Annotated in this window: 22 protein-coding genes; all 22 read right to left on the bottom strand. The window is 54.3% G+C overall.

Annotation, left to right across the window (positions count from 1 at the left end; genetic code table 11):
* Positions 1 to 15 precede the first annotated feature (15 nt).
* The 22 genes from tnpC to urtA all read right to left on the bottom strand — a co-directional run bounded on the left by tnpC (position 16) and on the right by urtA (position 18818).
* Entirely contained in the window at positions 16 to 1557 is a 1542-nt protein-coding gene (gene tnpC / locus RKA07_RS15465) for an IS66 family transposase (RefSeq protein ID WP_200371917.1), read from the bottom strand.
* A 75-nt stretch (positions 1558 to 1632) separates the two neighbouring features.
* On the bottom strand, positions 1633 to 1968 hold the full coding sequence (gene tnpB, locus RKA07_RS15460) for an IS66 family insertion sequence element accessory protein TnpB (protein WP_200371918.1): 336 nt from the start codon (positions 1966 to 1968) through the stop codon (positions 1633 to 1635).
* Positions 1965 to 2330, bottom strand: a complete 366-nt coding sequence (gene tnpA / locus RKA07_RS15455; protein ID WP_200371919.1) for an IS66-like element accessory protein TnpA — start codon at positions 2328 to 2330, stop codon at positions 1965 to 1967. Before tnpA ends, tnpB begins: the two co-directional genes overlap by 4 nt.
* 56 nt (positions 2331 to 2386) lie before the next feature.
* Positions 2387 to 2635, bottom strand: coding sequence for a DUF4174 domain-containing protein (locus RKA07_RS15450; protein WP_310966737.1), 249 nt, complete (start codon positions 2633 to 2635; stop codon positions 2387 to 2389).
* A gap of 127 nt (positions 2636 to 2762) precedes the next feature.
* On the bottom strand, positions 2763 to 3701 hold the full coding sequence (locus RKA07_RS15445) for a hypothetical protein (protein WP_310966736.1): 939 nt from the start codon (positions 3699 to 3701) through the stop codon (positions 2763 to 2765).
* 140 nt (positions 3702 to 3841) lie between these two features.
* A complete protein-coding gene (gene tmk, locus RKA07_RS15440) occupies positions 3842 to 4513 on the bottom strand; it encodes a dTMP kinase (protein ID WP_310966735.1) in 672 nt (223 codons plus the stop codon).
* 3 nt (positions 4514 to 4516) lie between these two features.
* Entirely contained in the window at positions 4517 to 5317 is an 801-nt protein-coding gene (locus tag RKA07_RS15435) for a phosphoribosyltransferase (protein ID WP_310966734.1), read from the bottom strand.
* Position 5318: 1 nt separating this feature from the next.
* A complete protein-coding gene (locus RKA07_RS15430; RefSeq protein WP_310966733.1) occupies positions 5319 to 5750 on the bottom strand; it encodes a hypothetical protein in 432 nt (143 codons plus the stop codon).
* A 2-nt stretch (positions 5751 to 5752) separates the two neighbouring features.
* Positions 5753 to 6514: a radical SAM family protein gene (locus RKA07_RS15425; protein WP_310966732.1), complete on the bottom strand. Its 762-nt coding sequence runs from the start codon at positions 6512 to 6514 to the stop codon at positions 5753 to 5755.
* Positions 6515 to 7103: 589 nt separating this feature from the next.
* Entirely contained in the window at positions 7104 to 7679 is a 576-nt protein-coding gene (locus RKA07_RS15420) for a HupE/UreJ family protein (protein ID WP_310966731.1), read from the bottom strand.
* Positions 7680 to 7723: 44 nt separating this feature from the next.
* The gene (gene ureG / locus RKA07_RS15415; protein ID WP_310966730.1) at positions 7724 to 8362 is read right to left on the bottom strand and encodes an urease accessory protein UreG; all 639 of its coding nucleotides are present in this window, start codon (positions 8360 to 8362) and stop codon (positions 7724 to 7726) included.
* Positions 8363 to 8531: 169 nt separating this feature from the next.
* Positions 8532 to 9224 carry an urease accessory protein UreF gene (locus RKA07_RS15410; protein ID WP_310966729.1) on the bottom strand — a complete coding sequence of 231 codons (693 nt, stop codon included), beginning with the start codon at positions 9222 to 9224 and terminating at the stop codon, positions 8532 to 8534.
* A complete protein-coding gene (gene ureE / locus RKA07_RS15405; RefSeq protein WP_216007453.1) occupies positions 9208 to 9708 on the bottom strand; it encodes an urease accessory protein UreE in 501 nt (166 codons plus the stop codon). The genes RKA07_RS15410 and ureE overlap by 17 nt, the downstream gene beginning before the upstream one ends.
* A 20-nt stretch (positions 9709 to 9728) precedes the next feature.
* Positions 9729 to 11432 (bottom strand): urease subunit alpha, encoded by a 1704-nt coding sequence (gene ureC, locus RKA07_RS15400; RefSeq protein WP_310966728.1) that lies wholly within the window; start codon positions 11430 to 11432, stop codon positions 9729 to 9731.
* Complete coding sequence (locus RKA07_RS15395; protein ID WP_200367269.1) at positions 11429 to 11746, bottom strand: urease subunit beta; 318 nt, start codon at positions 11744 to 11746, stop codon at positions 11429 to 11431. Before RKA07_RS15395 ends, ureC begins: the two co-directional genes overlap by 4 nt.
* A 10-nt stretch (positions 11747 to 11756) precedes the next feature.
* On the bottom strand, positions 11757 to 12059 hold the full coding sequence (locus RKA07_RS15390; RefSeq protein WP_310966727.1) for an urease subunit gamma: 303 nt from the start codon (positions 12057 to 12059) through the stop codon (positions 11757 to 11759).
* Positions 12060 to 12231: 172 nt separating this feature from the next.
* A complete protein-coding gene (locus RKA07_RS15385) occupies positions 12232 to 13155 on the bottom strand; it encodes an urease accessory protein UreD (RefSeq protein ID WP_310966726.1) in 924 nt (307 codons plus the stop codon).
* Entirely contained in the window at positions 13152 to 13850 is a 699-nt protein-coding gene (urtE, locus tag RKA07_RS15380; RefSeq protein ID WP_310966757.1) for an urea ABC transporter ATP-binding subunit UrtE, read from the bottom strand. The genes RKA07_RS15385 and urtE overlap by 4 nt, the downstream gene beginning before the upstream one ends.
* 17 nt (positions 13851 to 13867) lie before the next feature.
* Positions 13868 to 14692 (bottom strand): urea ABC transporter ATP-binding protein UrtD, encoded by an 825-nt coding sequence (urtD, locus tag RKA07_RS15375; RefSeq protein WP_310966725.1) that lies wholly within the window; start codon positions 14690 to 14692, stop codon positions 13868 to 13870.
* On the bottom strand, positions 14689 to 15813 hold the full coding sequence (urtC, locus tag RKA07_RS15370) for an urea ABC transporter permease subunit UrtC (protein WP_310966724.1): 1125 nt from the start codon (positions 15811 to 15813) through the stop codon (positions 14689 to 14691). The genes urtD and urtC overlap by 4 nt, the downstream gene beginning before the upstream one ends.
* A 3-nt stretch (positions 15814 to 15816) precedes the next feature.
* Positions 15817 to 17421 carry an urea ABC transporter permease subunit UrtB gene (urtB, locus tag RKA07_RS15365; protein WP_310966723.1) on the bottom strand — a complete coding sequence of 535 codons (1605 nt, stop codon included), beginning with the start codon at positions 17419 to 17421 and terminating at the stop codon, positions 15817 to 15819.
* Between the two features lie 98 nt (positions 17422 to 17519).
* Complete coding sequence (gene urtA / locus RKA07_RS15360; RefSeq protein WP_310966722.1) at positions 17520 to 18818, bottom strand: urea ABC transporter substrate-binding protein; 1299 nt, start codon at positions 18816 to 18818, stop codon at positions 17520 to 17522.
* Between the last annotated feature and the right edge of the window lie 55 nt (positions 18819 to 18873).

The following is an 18873-nucleotide window of genomic DNA, read 5'->3' as shown; positions in this document are numbered from 1 at the left end:
GTAAGCGTCCGCCCATCACACCTTGCTAATGCTCACCGGCCTCCAGTTGTGCGGTAGCAGTTCATCAATGGCGTTGTTTTTCTGCGTCGGCAGTTTCGTCAGAACATCTTTCAAATAGGCATACGGATCATGCCCATTGAGCTTTGCGGACTGGATTAACGTCATCACCGCAGCAGCGCGTTGACCACTTCGCAATGAACCTGCGAACAACCAGTTACTCCGACCCAATGCCCACGGGCGTATCTGGTTTTCCATCCAGTTGTTGTCGATGGGCACTGCGCCATCGTCCAGATAGCGCGTCAGCGCTGTCCAGCGTTTGAGACTGTAGTCCAAGGCTCTGGCCGTGCCGGAGCCATCCGGCACTTTCTGTCGGTGCGCCAACATCCATTGATGCAGGGCATCGGCTATTGGTCTGGCCTTTTCATTTCTGATTTGCTGTCGCTTATCCGGCGGCAGGTCTTTGGCTTCTCGCTCGATCTGATACAGCTGACCGATGTATTCCAGAGCCTGTGCCGCTATTTGGCTCTGGTTAGCTTGGTGTAGGTCGTAGAACTTGCGACGGGCATGGGCCATACAACCGATTTCGGTGATGCCGTTGCCGAAGCCCGCCTTGTAGCCCGAGTAATCGTCGCAGACCAGTTTGCCTTGCCAGCCTTCCAGGAAGGTTCGAGCGTGCTCACCCGCCCGGGTTGGGGCGAAGTCGTAAACAACGGCCTTCAGATTGGAGAACGGTGTGGTGCAATAGGCCCAGACATAGGCTTTGTGGGTTTTTTTCTTGCCCGGAGCCAGCATGCTGACCGGTGTTTCATCGGCGTGCAGAACGCCGTGTTCCAGTAGTGCATTTCTAAGAGCATTCACCAGCGGTTGCAGCTGCACACCGCAAGCGCCTACCCATTCCGCCAGAGTTGAGCGCGGGATAGCGAGGCCAGCACGACCGAAGATACGTTCTTGACGGTATAGTGGTAAATGATCCGAGTACTTGGCCACCAGCACCTGAGCCAGTAATCCGGCGGTGGGAATGCCTTTATTGATAACCTGCGGAGGCACCGGTGCCTGGGTCAGGGTTTCGCACTGCTCACAGGCCCATTTGCCGCGGATGTGGCGCTCCACTGTGAACTCGCCCGGCACGTAATCCAGCTTTTCACTGACGTCTTCGCCTATGCGCTTGAGCTGGCAGCCGCAGCGACACTGAGTGTTCTCGGGTTCGTGATGGATCAGGGTGCGGGGCAACTCCGGTGGCAGTGGAGCCCGCTTGGGTTGTATTTTTGGCTTGGGCGGTGTTTCGGCGGCTGTGAGTTGTGCCAGTTCAGCCTCGATGGCAGCAATGTCGCTGTCGATCAGCTCATCCAGCAAGCGGCCTTGAACCGCATCCAGTTGTTCGCTGCGACGGGCGAACTTGTGGCGTTTAAGGATGGCCACTTCGTGGGTCAGTTTCTCGATGACTGCATCGCGGTGTACGAGTGCTCGATCCTTATTTTCTACGCGATCGAACAGATCCGTGACTAGGGCACGGAGTTGATCGGCGGAGAGTTGATTAAGGTCGGGACGTTGTGACATGCAGAACAGTATCCCAAGTCACGGCCACTGTGACGATTCGCCATTCTGATGATGGTCTGGGTAACCGGCTTGTGGTTACAGAATCGAGATCACACCGGCGGCACCGAGGCGTTGCCACGGCAACCCTTGAACCAGCGCAGCCAATTGTTCGTCTGTTAATAACAGTTGCTTGCCACGCCAGGTTTCGCCCCAGTGGAACTTGCCGCGATTCAATCGACGGGCACAGAGCCATATACCAAGACCGTCGTGGATCAACACTTTCATTCGGTTGCCCCGTTTGTTGGCGAACAGGTACGCACAATGGGGCCTGGCTGAGCCGAACACCTGGACGACACGCGCCAACGCGGTGTCTGGCCCAGCCCGCATATCCAAGGGCTCGGTGGCCAGCCAGATCTCGTCAATGCGGATCATGGCAACAGTTCGCGCAGAAACGCCGCGCATTGCTGACCTTGATCGGCGGGCCATTCCACCACAACCGGGCCGCCGGCTCGCGGAATCTCGATGCGGATGGTGCGATCCTTATCGGCAGGTTTCGTGGTATGCACGGCCGTCGCTGGAAAACGAACCGGTAGAAAGGCTGGGGCTTGGCTTCCATCGTCTTGCTTCGACTCTCTGATCCAGCGCCGAAGTTGGTTGGCGTTGAGGTCGTTATCCAGGGCAATGCGGGAAACAGAAGCTCCAGGTCTGTGGCACTCGGCCACCAGCCGAGCTTTAAATTCCGGAGCGTGTCGGCGACGTTTTCGGTAAGGGCGGGTTACGCTTACGTTGTTCATAGATAGTGTCCACTAAAGAATAAGTGGACACTATCTTGAAGCCTTCGGCATCACACTCAAGATGGGTTTGCCGGACGCTTACAGCGGACCTTTGCAAACAGTTCGTTGACGTCGTGCTCAACACCACCGGACACCCTTGCCTGATTTGAGACCAGACCGGCCTCGGTGTTCACGAACCAGATAATGTCACGATCATCGAGTTCGGCATGGGCAGCCCTGAGGGTTTCAACAACGTCCTCCGTTTCCGACGATGCCTGAACCAGGATCAGCCGGTTTTTCCATTGATAGTCGCCCAGGTTGTTCATCTCCACTCCGTAAGTCGCTAGCGAAATAAGTAAGAGCAGCATTGCCAAAAACCGTCGGCCATTGTTCAAACCAGATCTTCCGCAAAGCATCAGAAAATAAATCCGTCCCAATTTTGCTTGGGTTCAATTACTCCGTTTCGGATTCCTCTAAATCGTCGATAGCCCGGGCCGTCATAATGGCAGCAGCAACTGATGAAATGACTAACGGAATTAGGTCAGCAGGGTGGGGGTCGTGAATATACCCATCGAACAGATCCAACTCGATAACATCAACCAAACCCTCAAGGATACCGATAGCCCTAAGATAATCGCGATAAAGAGGCTCGTTTCTGGCGAGCGGAAAGACCGTATATTGTAATCTTCTTCTTTCAACCTGCAGTACTGCAAGCTCCCTTTCGAGCGTGGGCTTTAATTGTTCAAACTCATCTCTATATCTCTTAAGTCGGCCGCCAGATGACCAAGCGCTCCCCCATATTTGACCCCACTCTTCGCCCCCCACTCGCCGTTCCAGTTGATAGTATGCCCACCTGAATGCCAATGATTCGGAGATACTCGCGTCTTTGCGAGGAACTCCAAAAATGCTCTCGAAATCACCATAAGTTCGGTCTGCCACCTTTAGAAGCTTACGATATTCTGAGTCTGACAATTTCCCCATACCGTTGCGAATTACTGAGAAAATGCCATGCCGAGCTCGAGAGTATTGTTTCCCGTCATTGGTTGCATACCTCTCCAGCATCTCACTGGCATTGTTTAACACATGCCTGAGCGGGCGTGGGTCAGTACCGCCAGCATCACGAAGGTCAGACCGTTCAACTTCTCTAGGAAACTCGGTCCATACATCCTTGGCAGATTGGTGCAAGTTTCTGGCCTGCACGGAGACTGCTTGTGAAACATCGGCAAGTTTTCGTGACGCCTCATCGTGATGGATCGCAAGCGCGCTTTGCTCTGCAATCGTTTGGGACTCGCGACTAACTTTCAGGGAATTAAAGGCCGCAATGGCTGCTGCCAATCCAGCGGTAGCCGAAAGCGCAGAAGGGGCAAAATCCAGCCAGTACGTATAATCCATATATGCTCTATTCTCCGAAACTCTTCATAGATAATGCTTACCGAGTCACCAAGACCCTCGTTCACGAATCCAAAAAAATCCGTCCCAGTTTTCAGAAGAAACAGAGAAAAAAATCTGCTCCAATTTTCCTTCAAAAACTTTTACTTATTAATTACTTGACTCACCGTCTCCCAAAGATCTACGAAAATACTATCGACACTTCTTAGCCGCCCTTCATGTGAGCATTCTATCTTGGTCCAGCCAGGCTTGGCCGAAAGGTCTAAGAAACACTTGTAAACTTTTTTCAAATAGTCCTCATCCTCTTCATGGAGATCTCTAGCTTTTTCCGTATAGTCACGCTTCTCCTTCATCAAAATAAGTTCTTGGGAGTTTCCAGGCGGAACATCCAAAAAAACCACCAAGTCCGGCTTTGGCATCTTATATATTTCATACTCCAGATCTTCCACCCATTTGGAAAACTCATCGCGAACATCGGTAGCAACTTTTACAGACTGGTGTGCAATATTTGATGGTACATATCTGTCCGCAATAACCAAGACATCTTCGGACAGAAGCTTCCTAATATACCTGCATTTTTCGTAACGATCTCCCGCATATAGCATTGCTGCAAGCTTTGGATGGACCTGATCCAAAGATCCGAATTCACCATTTAGATAGCGCCCTACCTCTTTCCCGAAAAACGTTTCGGAGTAACAAGGAAATGATATCTTCTTAGCCTTCTTGCCTTCAGTATTAAGTCGGCTCAATAGAAGCTCTGTCTGGGTATTCTTACCACTGCCATCTATACCTTCAATAGCTATTAGTCTGCTCATCAATTATTTCCTGATCACCGCATGTAAACTTACATCCATTTCCTCAACCCGCTTCCGAACATTCTTTACTGTAGGCTCAAACAAAACCAAGCAGTCATGAACTACTATCTCATTGCGCCTTAAGTCGTCTATGGCCTGCCTTACCTTTCGCCCCCCGGTTGTACTGTCATCAACTAAAATCACTTTTGCACCAGCTTTGGGTACAGTTCGGGTGTCGAACGTCGATTGAAACGCAAGGTTTGCACACCCTGTTTCGAACTTTTTCTCACTACCACAATGCAAAATCAGAGGCTTACCTAAAATCTTTGAAAACTCATAACCAAGTATTGGGGACCCTTCCTTTGGCGTGACAATATAATCAAAGTCAGCGATTCGGATTGTTGGGTCTTCCTCGGAAAGTTTTTTTCTCCAAAATGATGCAAGGATCCTAGCGAGTTGAACTGAGTCAGAAGGACCTGTGCTTAAACTCATTGCATCTACGTAGTGATCAACTTCAACTTGGTCAGTTTTCCCGACGTGCACACGCTTTTTTATCGTTGAACCATCTAAAATCCGACTCAACGATCGCTCAATATTGTTAGCATCAACGTGGTTGTCGACACTTCGAGATAGATTTAACTTCCTGTATTTTTCAACATCGATCCCAAACTCCCTAAGAACTAAGACCGTTTCAGTTAACCTATTCTTTGCAAGACGCTTCGTAATCCAAGCTGGCATAAATCCAGTCCAGATCAGCACTGATGAAAAAGTAGATATTGATAGCACAACCAATATCAAATCATCAAAATCAAAGTCCCACCACATACTAAAAACTCTTCCAATTCTTTAATATAAGACTATAACGATCCTCTGTCACACCCGCCTCACCAATAATCGACTTAATTCTTTTTTGGCGCATTTCATGGGGCAACTCTAAGGAATTGCTAAGAATACCTTCAATCGATTGTACCAAAAAAAATGTTGATGGCATTTCTTTCTCTAGAGGCCCGCTTATATCTTTCGATATTTTATCAAAGACAAGCACCTCACTGTCGCCACTCATCCACGTACCAAAGAACCTTACAAGAGACTTACTCTCAGAAATATTGACACTCTCGTATCCTAGCGAATATATAAGTGCGGAAATTAAACTTATCGCATCAACAGATTCAATTAATCCCAGAGTCTCAGACAAACTTTTATCCAAGCCCTCAAAAACTGTCTTCTTTGCCTTTTGGATACAATCTTTCCTATTCACACTCACCTCCAACTATTAATTGCATCTACGCTAGACCAGTATACTGGTATCGTGGGCGGGAAAATCTCAGCTAGCTGATCCTCTTCGTTAGAAGCGACCATGCGCAAACCAGAAACGGAGTCTATAGGTGCCGGAACACCATCAGAAACACTATCATCAAAGCGCGAACCTATAACAACTCCGCAACCTTTTTCGTTCGCAATGTCAGAGTAAATCAACCCATCTTTTAAAGTCACACCTTCTATTACCGGCTTTATATAAATATAACATACAACACCAAGACTAATTAAATCGCCAATATGATAGAACCGTTTAAATGGATTCGACGTGCCACGCTCAAACTCCTTCCATTGGGAAATAGTGGCGCTTGACAAGAATATCGAATACTGCCCTTTCCACTGAATCAATTCACAATGATCTTTGACCTGATTAGGGAAAACAACTCTTTTTGTCGCCATCTGGACAGGATTCCCATTCTTTAGCGCCCAAGAAATAATCCCCTTAGTCTTTTGAAGATTGCTCGAGTCCCAGCACTCTGAAAAGCATCCAATTGAAATAATTGTTCCATATCTCCCTTGGACATAAAGACCAGAACTTCTAATGAGATTAATTGCCGCCTCAAGGCTGATATTTACCTCGGGGGGCACTCCAGTCCTATATCCTTCCGCAGGCAAATAGCAGTATGAACAAGATGAATTACAGCCTAGAGCTGTATTTACAAAAATCCTTTTGCTATCTCCGGTGACGAATCGCTGACCTTCCATCTCTCACCACTCATTACGTTTATGTAAGTAAAAACCTGCCCCCCCCCCTAACGCCCCTCATTTCTCGGTTCAACCGCTTAGCTTACAGGAAGCCAAAACAATGATACAGGTGGGCAGTAGCCCCTCCGGTATCGAACAAGTCACGAAAAATGGCATGCTCAAAGAAAGTTCACCCTAGGAAATCCGAGGAAGAAAGGCGCAAACAGCAGTAGCCAGAATTGGAAAATGCAGTGGTGCAGTATGTATGTGACTTTAGCGTATCAATGGTGAAGTGACATTAAGATTACTCGTATCCTTTTAAGCCAATAAAAGTCAGCAACGGTGATTCCACTGAACGCAGGTTGCTTTCCCTCAGTGAGAATGGCACGAAATACCAAAGGTTGACAAAATGCGGTGCCAGCGCAGAGGCACCCATCGGCCGGCATCCATAACAGTTGGTGCCTCCATAGTGTTTAGCTATCTAATGTAGACCATCTCAGCACACTCAGCCGGCCCCTATTATGAAAATACATATCTTAATTCCACAAAAAAACTGTGCGGCCATCCCGCACAGCTTTCTCTTTTAACTCTGTTTTCTAAGCGAAAGCCATTATGCAGCAGCCAGAAAAGCTCCCGTAGCAGCAACCACACCACCCAGCACTCGACCAAAGCGGTTATCGGTCTTCTGCATCAAAGCACCAAGTCCCCGGCCTACAAACGTAAGCGCCAGCGTGGCGATGGAGAACCCAGCCAGATAAGCCACCAACGCCGCGCCAGCCGGCATTTCAGTGCCGTGAGCAAAGCCGTGGAATACCATAAATGCAGCAACCAATGTTCCGCCTACAGCGGTCGGTAGTTTGGCCATAGTGGCGATCAGGATACCGGCCAGCAGCACCGAAAGTGCAATGCCGGTTTCCACACCAGGCAGACTAAAGCCAGCCCAAGCGATTCCCGCACCAAGGATCATGCCGCCGATCACAAACAGGGGTGTGCTGTTTTTCAGGGTGGCGGACTGGCGCACGCTCCAGAACCCAATAGCGGCCATGGCTAGCAGGTGGTCCAGGCCAAGCATCGGGTGTAACAGGCCGCTGATGAATCCACCTTCAGCATGGCCGGGGTGGGCCATTGCTGAGGCGGAGGCGGCCAGCAACGCGGCGGCGGTAAGGAGTTTGGCTGTGAGTTTCATGGTATTTCTCCTGGTGGTTCTGGATTCGTTCGGATTCGGTTAGCTCAGGCTGGTTCTGCCAGTTTTTCGGGGCGTCTTTCCGGCAGCATGCCCCGCTCCAGAATGAAGCTGATGATCGTCTCCAGCCCTACTCCGTCATACAGGTTGGTAAACACAAAAGGCCGTTCACCGCGCATTTTCTTGCTGTCCCGCTCCATCACGTCGAGGGAGGCGTGTACCTGTTCGGCAATGTCGATCTTGTTGATGATCAACAGGTCGGATTTGGTGATGCCGGGGCCGCCTTTGCGGGGGATTTTGTCGCCGGCGGAGACGTCGATCACGTACAGGGTGAGGTCAGACAGCTCCGGGCTGAAGGTGGCAGAGAGGTTGTCGCCACCGGATTCCACCAGTACCAGTTCCAAGTTGGGGTGTCGGCTTTGCAGGTCGTCGATGGCGGCCAGGTTCATGGAGGCATCTTCGCGGATGGCGGTGTGCGGGCAGCCGCCGGTTTCCACGCCGAGGATGCGGTCAGCCGGCAGGGCCTCGTGTTTCAGCAGGAAGTCGGCGTCTTCTCTTGTGTAGATGTCGTTGGTGACTACGGCGATGTCGTAGTGGTCTTTCAGGGCCTTGCACAACTGGCGCAAGAGGGCGGTTTTTCCGGAACCGACCGGGCCGCCGACTCCAACTCTCAAACAATGTTTCATGGCTTTATCCTCTTATCTTCGGACTCCGCATCTGCGTCGATCAGTAAGTCCTTCCGGGACACGCTGTAAATACATCCCTGTACGCTTGACTGCAGCATCCATGCTGCAGACAGTCCCGGAAGGACTTACTGACCGCCGCTCCAGACCTCGGAGTGAATGTCTTTATGTTTCAGCTTCTGAAAAGCCGTGAATACTGGGTTTCGTGTAAGGCGCTGCCGAGGGCCAGGCCGGGCAGAATGGGGCCAAGCTCTTCGTCATCCCGCTGCAGAGCGATCTCTACGGCGGTTACCAATAAGGGGCGCATGTGTTCGGTTATGCGCTGGGCGGCGGTGTGGCCGAGGGGCAGTGCTTTGCAGGCAACCGCCAGCTGGTTTTCCAGCCAGGCCCAGGCGAAGCCGATCAAGGTCTGGCGCTCGGGTACCTTCCGGTAATGGGCCACCCAGGCGAACATGGTGATGTATCCGGGTTCGTCTGGAATCAGCTTTGCCTCCGGCAGCAAGCCGAGGTTGCGCAACAGGGTGACCAGCGCCGCACCCAGGCGGGTGTCTTCGTCACTCAGTTCTGCGGTTTCCCGGGTGGCGTGCAGCCAGTCGTTCCACTGGGCAATAGCGTCGGCATCCCCGGCTGCCCAGGCACGTTGCAGGCGCACCAGCAACGGCAGTTCGCAGCGGCTCAGGCCGTCTTCAAGCACGCCTTCCAGCCATTGCTGTAGCTCTGCTTCGTTGTTTACCCAGCCCAGTTCAAAGGCGCTTTCCAGCCCTTGCGACCAGGCAAAGGCACCTATGGGCAGCGCGGGGCTGACCAGTTGCATCAGGCCCAAAAGTGCCAGATCACTTGATGCGGCGTTAGTGGGAGTGAGCATGGTGATGGCCGTGGCTATGGCTGTGTCCGCCGTCGGCTTTTCCGGCCTGCGCATAAGCTCCCGGTTCGGGATCGAAGGGTGCCGTGTGGCGAACAAGCACGGCGCCTAACCGCTCGGCCAGCTCTTCAAGAACGTGGTCTGGCGGAAAGCGAATCCAGCTGCCCAATTCATCTTCACCTATGGCGAGGGAAACATGGCGATTACCCAGGTGGTAGCACAAACGTGCCAACGGTAGGCCGCCATGTATACGAGCGGTTACCACGGGCTCTTCCGCAGCGCGGACGCGGATAACCTCGCCGGTTTTGGCTTGCAGCAGGTCGCCGTCGCGCAATACCGGGCCACGGTCCAGAAACAGGCCAACGTCCTGGCTGGTTTCTGTGGTGGCGCGTAACCGGCCCCGCATGCGCAGTTCGTAGGGCAAAGTGAGGTTGTCTAAAATTTCTGTGGTTTCCACATTGGTGATGCGTTTGATCAGTTCCAACATAAGGTTCTCCGGCATCCAGCTCAGAATAAGTGGTAGCGTTGCGCCAACGGCAGTTGGGAAGCTGGCTCGCAGGTCAGCAGCTCGCCGTCTGCGTGCACTTCGTAGGTTTGCGGGTCTACGGTCAGGTGCGGGCAGGCGTCGTTCAGTTTCATATCGCTTTTGCGCACTTGCCGTACGTTGGTGCAGGCAGAAAGCGTGCTGTCCAGGCCAAGCTCTTTGCCAATACCGGCTGCCAGCGCCGCCTTGCTAACAAAGGTCAGGCGGGTGGCACTGGCGGCTTTACCAAAGGCACCGAACATGGGGCGATAGTGCACTGGCTGCGGCGTGGGAATCGACGCATTGGGATCGCCCATGGGCGCAGCGGCAATCATGCCTCCCTTGATGATGCAGGCGGGTTTCACGCCGAAGAATGCCGGGCTCCAGAGCACCAGGTCCGCCAGCTTGCCCACTTCCACTGACCCCACATCGTGGGCAATACCGTGGGTGATGGCGGAGTTGATGGTGTACTTGGCGATGTAGCGCTTGGCGCGGAAGTTGTCGGCACCCAATTCTTCGTCTTCCGGCAGCAGACCGCGCTGGGTTTTCATTTTGTGGGCCGTTTGCCAGGTGCGGCAGATCACCTCCCCTACCCGGCCCATGGCCTGCGAGTCGGAGGAGATCATGGAGATCACACCCATGTCGTGAAGGATGTCTTCCGCCGCGATGGTTTCCCGGCGTATGCGGGAGTCAGCAAAGGCAACGTCTTCCGGAATGTTGGGATCCAGATGGTGGCAAACCATCAACATGTCCAAATGCTCGTCGATGGTGTTCACCGTGTAAGGGCGCGTGGGGTTGGTGGAAGACGGCAGCACATAGGGTTTGGAACAGGCGGTGATGATATCCGGCGCGTGGCCGCCGCCAGCACCTTCGGTGTGGAAGGTGTGAATACAGCGCTCTTTGAAAGCGGCCAGAGTGTCTTCCACAAAGCCGGATTCGTTCAGCGTGTCGGTGTGGATGGCCACCTGTACGTCGTATTTATCTGCAACGGTCAGGCAGTTATCAATGCTGGCCGGGGTGGTGCCCCAGTCTTCGTGCAGCTTGAGGCCAATGGCACCGGCTTTGATTTGCACTTCCAGCGCTTCCGGCAGGCTGGCGTTACCCTTGCCCAGAAAGCCGATGTTCATGGGCAGGCTGTCTACTGCCTGCAGCATTTTACCCATGTGCCAGGCACCGGGTGTGCACGTAGTTGCGTTGGTGCCGGTTGCCGGGCCTGTGCCGCCGCCCAGCATGGTGGTTATGCCGCTCATCAGGGCTTCTTCCACCTGCTGGGGGCAGATAAAGTGAATATGGGGGTCGACGCCACCGGCGGTAAGAATTTTGCCTTCCCCGGCGATGATTTCGGTGCCGGGGCCGATCACTATATCGACATCTGGCTGGGTGTCTGGGTTGCCGGCTTTACCAATAGCGGCAATGCGCCCGTTCTGGATACCTACATCCGCTTTAACGATGCCCCACCAGTCGAGAATCAGGGCGTTGGTGATTACTGTGTCCATCACTGCATCATCGGCACGCTGGCTCTGGCCCATGCCGTCGCGAATAACTTTGCCGCCGCCGAATTTTACTTCTTCTCCGTAATGGGTGTGATCTTTCTCGACTTCAATCCACAGCTCGGTATCACCCAGCCGCACGCGGTCGCCCACGGTGGGGCCGTACATGTCAGCGTATGCTTGCCTTGATATTTTCATTCAGGGCCCTCCAACTTGCCCATCACATCGCCACGGAAGCCATAGATCTCGCGATTGCCTGAAAACGGAATTAGGGTGGCTTGCCGAACCTGGCCCGGCTCGAAGCGAATCGCGGTGCCCGCAGCTACGTCCAACCGGTACCCCTTTGCTTGATTACGGTCGAAAAGCAAACCGGGGTTGGCTTCGGCGAAGTGATAATGGGATCCGATCTGAATAGGGCGATCGCCAGTGTTGGCCACATCTAATGAGATGCGCGGTCGACCGGCGCACAGTTCTATGTCGTCGTCTTTGAGTTGGTATTCGCCGGGAATCATGGCGTGTTCCTCAAACAATCGGGTTGTGGACGGTGACAAGCTTGGTGCCGTCCGGGAAGGTGGCCTCCACCTGCACTTCCGGGATCATGTCGGCGATCCCATCCATGACGTCTTCGCGGGTCAGAATGTCCGCGCCGCTACTCATTAACTCCGCAACGGACCGCCCCGCTCTGGCGCCTTCAATGATTTCAGCGCTGATCAGGGCGATGGCTTCCGGGTAATTCAGCTTCAGGCCGCGGGCTTTGCGGCGCTCGGCCAGCAGTGCTGCGGTAAATAGCAGCAGCTTGTCTTTATCTCTAGGTGTCAGTTCCATTTTGTCCTCCGTTTAACTCGTATTTCTTGGCAGGCCGATACCAAATGCTTATGAACTGAGCGGGGCAAACCGTCCGGGGATGTCAAAAACAGGGATGTTTTTGTCAAGCGTACAGGGACGTATTCACAACGTGCCCCGGACGGTTTGCCCCGCTCTGTTCTTACACCAAATTTCAGGTCAGCCATATTCGAGGCACCATGGCCGGCTGGCCGGTGAGTCTTGGCCTCAGCAGCTCCCAGGCTTGCTGGCATAGCGCCCAGGCTTCGTTTCTCTCCTGCCCTAGATAGCGCAGCAGCACTACGCCACGGCGGCGGGTGACAGCCCAGCGATGGTTGGCGGGCAGGATTTCTCTGAGTTCTTCTAGGGCAGCGGCTTCGTCTTCGAGGCCGACCACCCAGAGGGTTGCCTGTACGGTAGCGCCGCCCTGACCCCAGTGGCCTTTGAAGCGGGGGTGCGCGGGGTCCATCAACTGGCGTTCGAGCCACAGAGGGCGGCCGTTCATTAGCAGGCGAAAGCACTGTTCCAAGTAGCCGGAGACAAACGGCAAGTTGCTGGCTGGGCGGCCAAGGGCGAGAATTTCCCAGCCGATGCACTTTGCGCCCGTTTCCAGTTCGATGGTGGTGGTCTGCTCACCTTTGGAACCGTCAAAGGCGAGCGTTTCCTGAGGCAGGTATTCGAGGATGCCGTTGTTAGCGACCTGCAACCGGGTGTGCTGGCCCCAAGCAACTCCATGACTGTCAGCCTTATAGAGCTTTGCCGCTGCGGGCGTGGTCAGCAGCACGTGTGCACCCTTGCCCACCGATGCATCGATGCGAAGCTCATCGCCACTCACCAGCCCGCCTGGTGGGTGCAAAAGGTACACGTGGCAGCAGCCATTACGCCCTTCCGGATAAAACGGTCGCTGCACTCTGAGAGGGCCGTGATGTTTTCGGTGCGCCAGACGGGTAACCGCTTTGCTCCCAACACTGCCCTTCATGCCCTCTCGCACTTCAAAACCAAGTGACAAGCTAGCAGCCCAGCGGCGCTCCAGATCGAAGCGGTGCCCTGATTCGTAACCTGATTGCCGGTAATCATCTAGCCGCTGAATAGCTGTCATACCGTGAGATGCTTCTTGATGAGCTCATCAGTCAGGCCCGCAATTTCCCCTTCTGCCACTCGGCGACCGCGATCAAGAATGGCGAAACGATCTGCGTACTTGCGGGCAAAAGGCAACTTTTGCTCCACTAGCAGCACGGTTAGGCCGTCCTCCTCTATCAATTTGCGGATAACCTCGCCAATCTGGGTGACGATGTTTGGCTGAATACCTTCCCCCGGCTCATCGAGAATCAACAAGCGGGGCTCGATCACCAGTGCACGGCCAATGGCGAGCTGTTGTTGCTGCCCACCAGAAAGGTCGCCACCGCGGCGGTGGCGCATTTCTTTTAGTACCGGAAACAACTCGTACACTCGTGCTGGGATTTTGTTGCTCCCATCTTTACGCACGGCCAAGCCTGTGCGTAGATTCTCTTCTACTGTGAGCAGCGGGAAAATCTGCCGTCCCTGAGGTACATAGCCAATACCAAGTCTAGAGCGATCTTCAATTCGCTTTTTAGTAAGCGCCACGTTGCGGGCAAATTCCATGCTGCCGCTTTTGGTGGGTTCCTCGCCCATGATGCATTTCATCAGAGTTGTTTTGCCCACGCCGTTGCGGCCCATCACGCAGGTGCACTGGCCTTGGGGCACCTCCAGTTCCAGATCCCACAGCGTGTGGCTTTCGCCGTAATACTGGTTAAGCTTGTCGATCTTCAGCATCGCGCTTTCTATAAGCATTAGGCTTCCTCCCCGAGATACACCTTGATTACATCCGGGTGGCTGGACACCTGATCCATCGAACCTTCCGCCAGCACACTGCCCTGATGCAAAACGGTCACTGTGCGGGCAATCGAGCGCACGAAGCCCATGTCGTGTTCCACTACCACCACGGATTGCTTACCAGCAAGGCTGGTAAGCAGTTCGGCGGTGCGTTCCATCTCCTGTTCCGTCATGCCTGCTACCGGCTCATCCACCAGCAACAAACGCGGCTTCTGCATCAGCAACATGCCGATTTCCAGCCACTGTTTTTGGCCGTGAGAAAGAATGCCAGCGAATGCCTGACGCAGTTCTTTAAGACCAATTAATGCCAACACTTCATCAATGCGATCCCGGTATTCAGGTTTCATTTGGGCCGTTAAGGTTGGTAAGACCCGCTTATCCGCTGCCATGGCCAGCTCTAAATTTTCAAATACCGTTAACGCTTCAAACACCGTAGGTTTCTGAAACTTTCGCCCTACACCTAGAGAGGCAATGTCTGGTTCGCTTTTGGTGAGCAGGTTGTGGCGGCTACCGAACCACACCGAGCCGGTGTCAGGGCGGGTTTTGCCTGTGATGATGTCCATCATGGTAGTTTTACCTGCACCATTCGGGCCGATGATGCAGCGCAGTTCGCCATCGTCGATGGTGAGGTTGAGATTGTTGATGGCTTTGAAGCCGTCAAAGCTCACACTCACATCTTCCAGATATAAGATAGGCCCGTGCCGCACATCTACCGGGGACTGCGCGGGCGCAAGAAATTCAAATACCCGATCCCGATTGGTCAATTCCTGAAAAATACTCATGCGATAGCCTCATGTGCGGCGGGCAGTTTGTCATTGTTATCGGCTTTCTTAGTGCGGAACAGCAGGCCTGCGATACCTTTGGGCAGGAACACGGTAACCAGAACAAACAGGCCACCTAGGGCAAAGAGCCAGGCGTCTGGCATGATGCCGGTGAACACGGTTTTGCCGTAATTCACCAATATGGCGCCGATAACAGCACCGTAGAGAGTGGCGCGGCCACCGAGTGCCACCCAAACCACTACTTCAATAGAGAACAGCGGCGAGAACTCGCTGGGGTTGATAATGCCAACCTGAGGCACATAGAGCGCACCTGCCACACCAGCAAGCATGGCGGAGACCACGAACACGAAAAGCTGCACCCGCTCCACCCGGTAACCGAGGAAGCGTGTGCGTGCCTCGGCATCCCGGCAGGCCACACTCACGCGGCCCAACTTGCTGGTCACAATGCTGCGGCAGATCACATAGCCGATGGCCAGTGCGATGCCCGTGGCGATGAACAGGCCGAGCCGGGTGGCATCAGTGCGCAGATCAAAGCCAAGGATGTCTTTGAAATCGGTCAGGCCGTTGTTGCCGCCGAAGCCCATCTCATTGCGGAAGAAGGCCAGCATCAGCGCGAAGGTCAGCGCCTGGGTGATGATGGAGAGGTACACCCCGGTTACCCGGGAGCGGAAGGCGAGGAAGCCAAACACCAGGGCCAGAAGGCCCGGGGCCAGCAGCACCATGATGAAGGCGAACCAGGCCATGTCGAAACCCAGCCAGTACCAGGGCAGTTCCTGCCAGTTCAGAAACACCATGAAATCCGGCAGGATCGGGTCGCCATACACGCCGCGATCGCCAATCTGGCGCATCAGGTACATGCCCATGGCATAGCCACCCAGCGCAAAGAAAGCGCCGTGGCCCAGGCTGAGAATACCGAGGTAACCCCACACCAAGTCCACCGCCACCGCCAGCAGCGCGTAGCACAGGTACTTACCCAGCAGCGTAACGGTGTATGCGCTTACATACAGGGCGCTGTCCTGCGGCATGAACACATGCAGCACACTGACAATCGCCAGGGCCGCGAAAAGAACGCCCAAAAAAATACGGGTAGAACGCTCCTGCAAAGGTCTCGTTAACCACATAGTTCAGCCCTCTGCTGCACGGCCCTTCTGGGGAAAGAGTCCCCGAGGGCGTTTTTGAATAAACAGGATGATGAACACCAGCACCAAAATCTTGGCGAGCACGGCGCCAGCCCAGGGCTCCAGAAGCTGGTTGATGGTGCCCAGCGCCATACCCGCAAGAAGGGTGCCCCAGAGGTTACCCACGCCGCCGAACACCACCACCATGAAGGAGTCGATGATGTAGGCCTGGCCCAGATTGGGCCCAACGTTGGTGATCTGGGAGAGCGCAACACCGGCCAGGCCCGCCACGCCGGAACCCAGCGCAAAGGTAAGGATGTCCACTTTGGTGGCTTTGATGCCCATGGAGCGGGCCATGGCACGGTTCTGGGTAACGGCGCGCACTTCCAGGCCAAGGCGAGTCTTGCGCATGATCAACATCAGGCCGGCGAACACCACCAGGGCAAAGCCGATCACGTAAAGGCGGTTCAGGGTGAGTGACAGCGCTTCGTTGATCATCACCGAGCCACTCATCCAGTCCGGGGTGATCACGGTGCGGTTGAGGGGGGAGATCACAGTACGCACCAGCTGCTGCAAAATCAGGCTGACACCAAAGGTGGCCAGCAGGGTTTCCAGCGGTCGGCCTTTCAGGTGCTGGATCACCGTTCTTTCTATAGCGACGCCTGCCAATGCCGCCACCAGAAAACCTGCAGGGATAGACAGAATCAACGCCAAACCGGGCTGGCCCGGCATCAGTTGCTGCATGCCCCAGGTGGTGTAGGCACCCAGCATCATCAGTTCGCCGTGGGCCATGTTGATAACGCCCATCACACCGAAAGTGATCGCAAGGCCAATGGCCGCCAGCACCAGAACGGAACCGAGAGACAGACCGAAGTACAGGGTCTCGGCGGCACGGTTCAGCTTCAGCTTTTGTTCGATGCTCGCCATGGCTTCGGTGGCCGCAGCTACCAAAACAGCATCGTCGCTGCGCATGGCTTGTTGCAGAGCAGCGCGGGCTTCTGAGTTAAGGCTGCCGGAGAGGGTCGCTACAGCCGCAACATCGCCCTGCTCTTTCACTTTATAAATCGCCAGGGCTTCAGTCAGCGCCGCCCGAACGGCGTCGCTCTTTTCGTCGTTCATCAGTTCTGGCAGTCGCTCGGCGAGAGTGCCATCCACGCTGCCTTTCAAAGCGCGGGCGGCGGTTAAGCGGCTGTGCTCTTCCGGGCTCTTGAGATCAATCACCGCGAGAATGCCTTCAAGCTCATTACGCAAGGCATTGTTTACACGAACGGTGTCTATGTCGCGGCGGGAAACTTTACCGAGGTTCTCGCCGGTGAGTGCGCTTTCCACGGTCCAGTTCCGGCCCCGGTTTTCCAGCACAATTATGAATTGACCGCTGGATTCGATGCGGCCCAGCTTGTTGTTGGCAAACGATTCTAGCCAGCCTCGAGCACGCACATCGCCACTTCCAGCGATCTGGAGAACCGCCGCTTTCTTTTGCGTGGATGAAGATTCGGCCAATACCGTGAGCAACTGGTGTGCTTCGGCGTCTTCTGTTTGCGCCAGCAAATCGCCGGCCCACAAAAGAAAACAAGCAAACAGCGCACGGCCGAGCAGTTTGGAGGTGCTCATCATTGAGTCCTGTCCGGTTGAATAAGAGGGTATGGGAAAAACGCCATGTTAATGAGCAGGCGAGGAAAGCCCCCACCTGCTTCAATTCGCCTCAAACGCTACTTGTTAGCCACGTTCGCCTGGGCGCCACAGGTGCCGGAAACCACATTGAAGTTTCCGCAGAACAGCGGTTTGCGCCAGTCACTGATCAGGTCTTTGGAGCCCGGCAGGAAATCAGACCAGGCGTCGCCTGCCACGGTAGACGGCGTTTCCCACACCACAGAAAACTGGCCGTTGTCCTGAATTTCGCCAATCAGCACGGGCTTGGTGATGTGATGGTTCGGCATCATGGTGGCGAAGCCACCGGTGAGGTTAGGAACGGATACACCAATGATGGCGTCTTTCACTGCATCCACCTCCGCAGTGCCGGCCTTTTTAACGGCTTCAATGTACATATTGAAGCCGATGTAGTGGGCTTCCATGGGGTCGTTGGTAACTGCCTCTTCGTTCCCGGTATGAGCAACCCAGGCATCAATGAAGTCGTAGTTGGCGTCACTCTCCACGCTCATGAAATAGTTCCACGCCGCCAAATGACCCACCAGTGGGCCAGTGTCTATGCCAGACAACTCCTGCTCGCCCACGGAGAAAGCAACCACCGGAATGTCTGCGGCATCGATACCCTGGTTACCCAGTTCACGATAGAAGGGCACGTTTGCATCACCGTTGATGGTTGAAACTACTGCAGTCTTCTTGCCGGTCGCACCAAATGCCTTGATGTCGGAAACAATGGATTGCCAGTTGGAGTGACCAAACGGCGTATAGTTGACCATGATGTCTTCAGCCGCGACGCCCTTATCTTTAAGGTAGGTCTCAAGAATCTTGTTGGTGGTGCGGGGGTACACATAGTCGGTGCCTGCAAGAACCCAGCGCTCGACGCCGATGTCGTTCATCAGGTAATCAACCGCTGGAATGGCCTGCTGGTTGGGAGCCGCCCCGGTGTAGAACACATTCTGGGAGGACTCCTCACCCTCGTACTGAACCGGATAGAACAACAAACCGTTCAGTTCTTCAATCACCGGCAGTACGGATTTGCGGGAAACCGAAGTCCAGTTGCCGAAGATTACATCTACCTTTTCTTTTGCCAGCAACTCGCGCGCCTTTTCCGCAAACAGCGGCCAGTTGGAGGCAGGATCCACAACAACCGGTTCAAGCTGACGGCCCAGCACTCCGCCGGCTTCGTTCTGCTTTTCGATCAGCATCAACATGGTGTCTTTCAGGGTGGATTCACTGATCGCCATGGTGCCGGAGAGGGAGTGCAGAATGCCGACCCTGATAGGATCTTCCGCGGCAACGGAGTTGAACGAGATGGAAAGTGCCAGTGCAGAGAGGCCCAGCTTCACGTGTTTTTTGATGCTCATTTCATCGTCCTTTGCATTCGAGTGGGTTGCGCCGTTCGTCAGTAACGCAACCCTC

The sequence above is a fragment of the Marinobacter xiaoshiensis genome (genome assembly GCF_031631795.1).
Taxonomy (GTDB): Bacteria; Pseudomonadota; Gammaproteobacteria; order Pseudomonadales; family Oleiphilaceae; genus Marinobacter; species Marinobacter xiaoshiensis.
Note: the sequence above shows the minus strand (reverse complement) of the source record. Positions and strands in the feature narration are given on the sequence as shown.

Coding starts and splice junctions, on each gene's coding strand:
- tnpC (WP_200371917.1), bottom strand. CDS start 1,557: ATGTCACAACGTCCCGACCTTAATCAACTCTCCGCCGATCAACTCCGT.
- tnpB (WP_200371918.1), bottom strand. CDS start 1,968: ATGATCCGCATTGACGAGATCTGGCTGGCCACCGAGCCCTTGGATATG.
- tnpA (WP_200371919.1), bottom strand. CDS start 2,330: ATGAACAACGTAAGCGTAACCCGCCCTTACCGAAAACGTCGCCGACAC.
- RKA07_RS15450 (WP_310966737.1), bottom strand. CDS start 2,635: ATGAACAACCTGGGCGACTATCAATGGAAAAACCGGCTGATCCTGGTT.
- RKA07_RS15445 (WP_310966736.1), bottom strand. CDS start 3,701: ATGGATTATACGTACTGGCTGGATTTTGCCCCTTCTGCGCTTTCGGCT.
- tmk (WP_310966735.1), bottom strand. CDS start 4,513: ATGAGCAGACTAATAGCTATTGAAGGTATAGATGGCAGTGGTAAGAAT.
- RKA07_RS15435 (WP_310966734.1), bottom strand. CDS start 5,317: ATGTGGTGGGACTTTGATTTTGATGATTTGATATTGGTTGTGCTATCA.
- RKA07_RS15425 (WP_310966732.1), bottom strand. CDS start 6,514: ATGGAAGGTCAGCGATTCGTCACCGGAGATAGCAAAAGGATTTTTGTA.
- RKA07_RS15420 (WP_310966731.1), bottom strand. CDS start 7,679: ATGAAACTCACAGCCAAACTCCTTACCGCCGCCGCGTTGCTGGCCGCC.
- ureG (WP_310966730.1), bottom strand. CDS start 8,362: ATGAAACATTGTTTGAGAGTTGGAGTCGGCGGCCCGGTCGGTTCCGGA.
- RKA07_RS15410 (WP_310966729.1), bottom strand. CDS start 9,224: ATGCTCACTCCCACTAACGCCGCATCAAGTGATCTGGCACTTTTGGGC.
- ureE (WP_216007453.1), bottom strand. CDS start 9,708: ATGTTGGAACTGATCAAACGCATCACCAATGTGGAAACCACAGAAATT.
- ureC (WP_310966728.1), bottom strand. CDS start 11,432: ATGAAAATATCAAGGCAAGCATACGCTGACATGTACGGCCCCACCGTG.
- RKA07_RS15395 (WP_200367269.1), bottom strand. CDS start 11,746: ATGATTCCCGGCGAATACCAACTCAAAGACGACGACATAGAACTGTGC.
- RKA07_RS15390 (WP_310966727.1), bottom strand. CDS start 12,059: ATGGAACTGACACCTAGAGATAAAGACAAGCTGCTGCTATTTACCGCA.
- RKA07_RS15385 (WP_310966726.1), bottom strand. CDS start 13,155: ATGACAGCTATTCAGCGGCTAGATGATTACCGGCAATCAGGTTACGAA.
- urtE (WP_310966757.1), bottom strand. CDS start 13,850: ATGCTGAAGATCGACAAGCTTAACCAGTATTACGGCGAAAGCCACACG.
- urtD (WP_310966725.1), bottom strand. CDS start 14,692: ATGAGTATTTTTCAGGAATTGACCAATCGGGATCGGGTATTTGAATTT.
- urtC (WP_310966724.1), bottom strand. CDS start 15,813: ATGTGGTTAACGAGACCTTTGCAGGAGCGTTCTACCCGTATTTTTTTG.
- urtB (WP_310966723.1), bottom strand. CDS start 17,421: ATGAGCACCTCCAAACTGCTCGGCCGTGCGCTGTTTGCTTGTTTTCTT.
- urtA (WP_310966722.1), bottom strand. CDS start 18,818: ATGAGCATCAAAAAACACGTGAAGCTGGGCCTCTCTGCACTGGCACTT.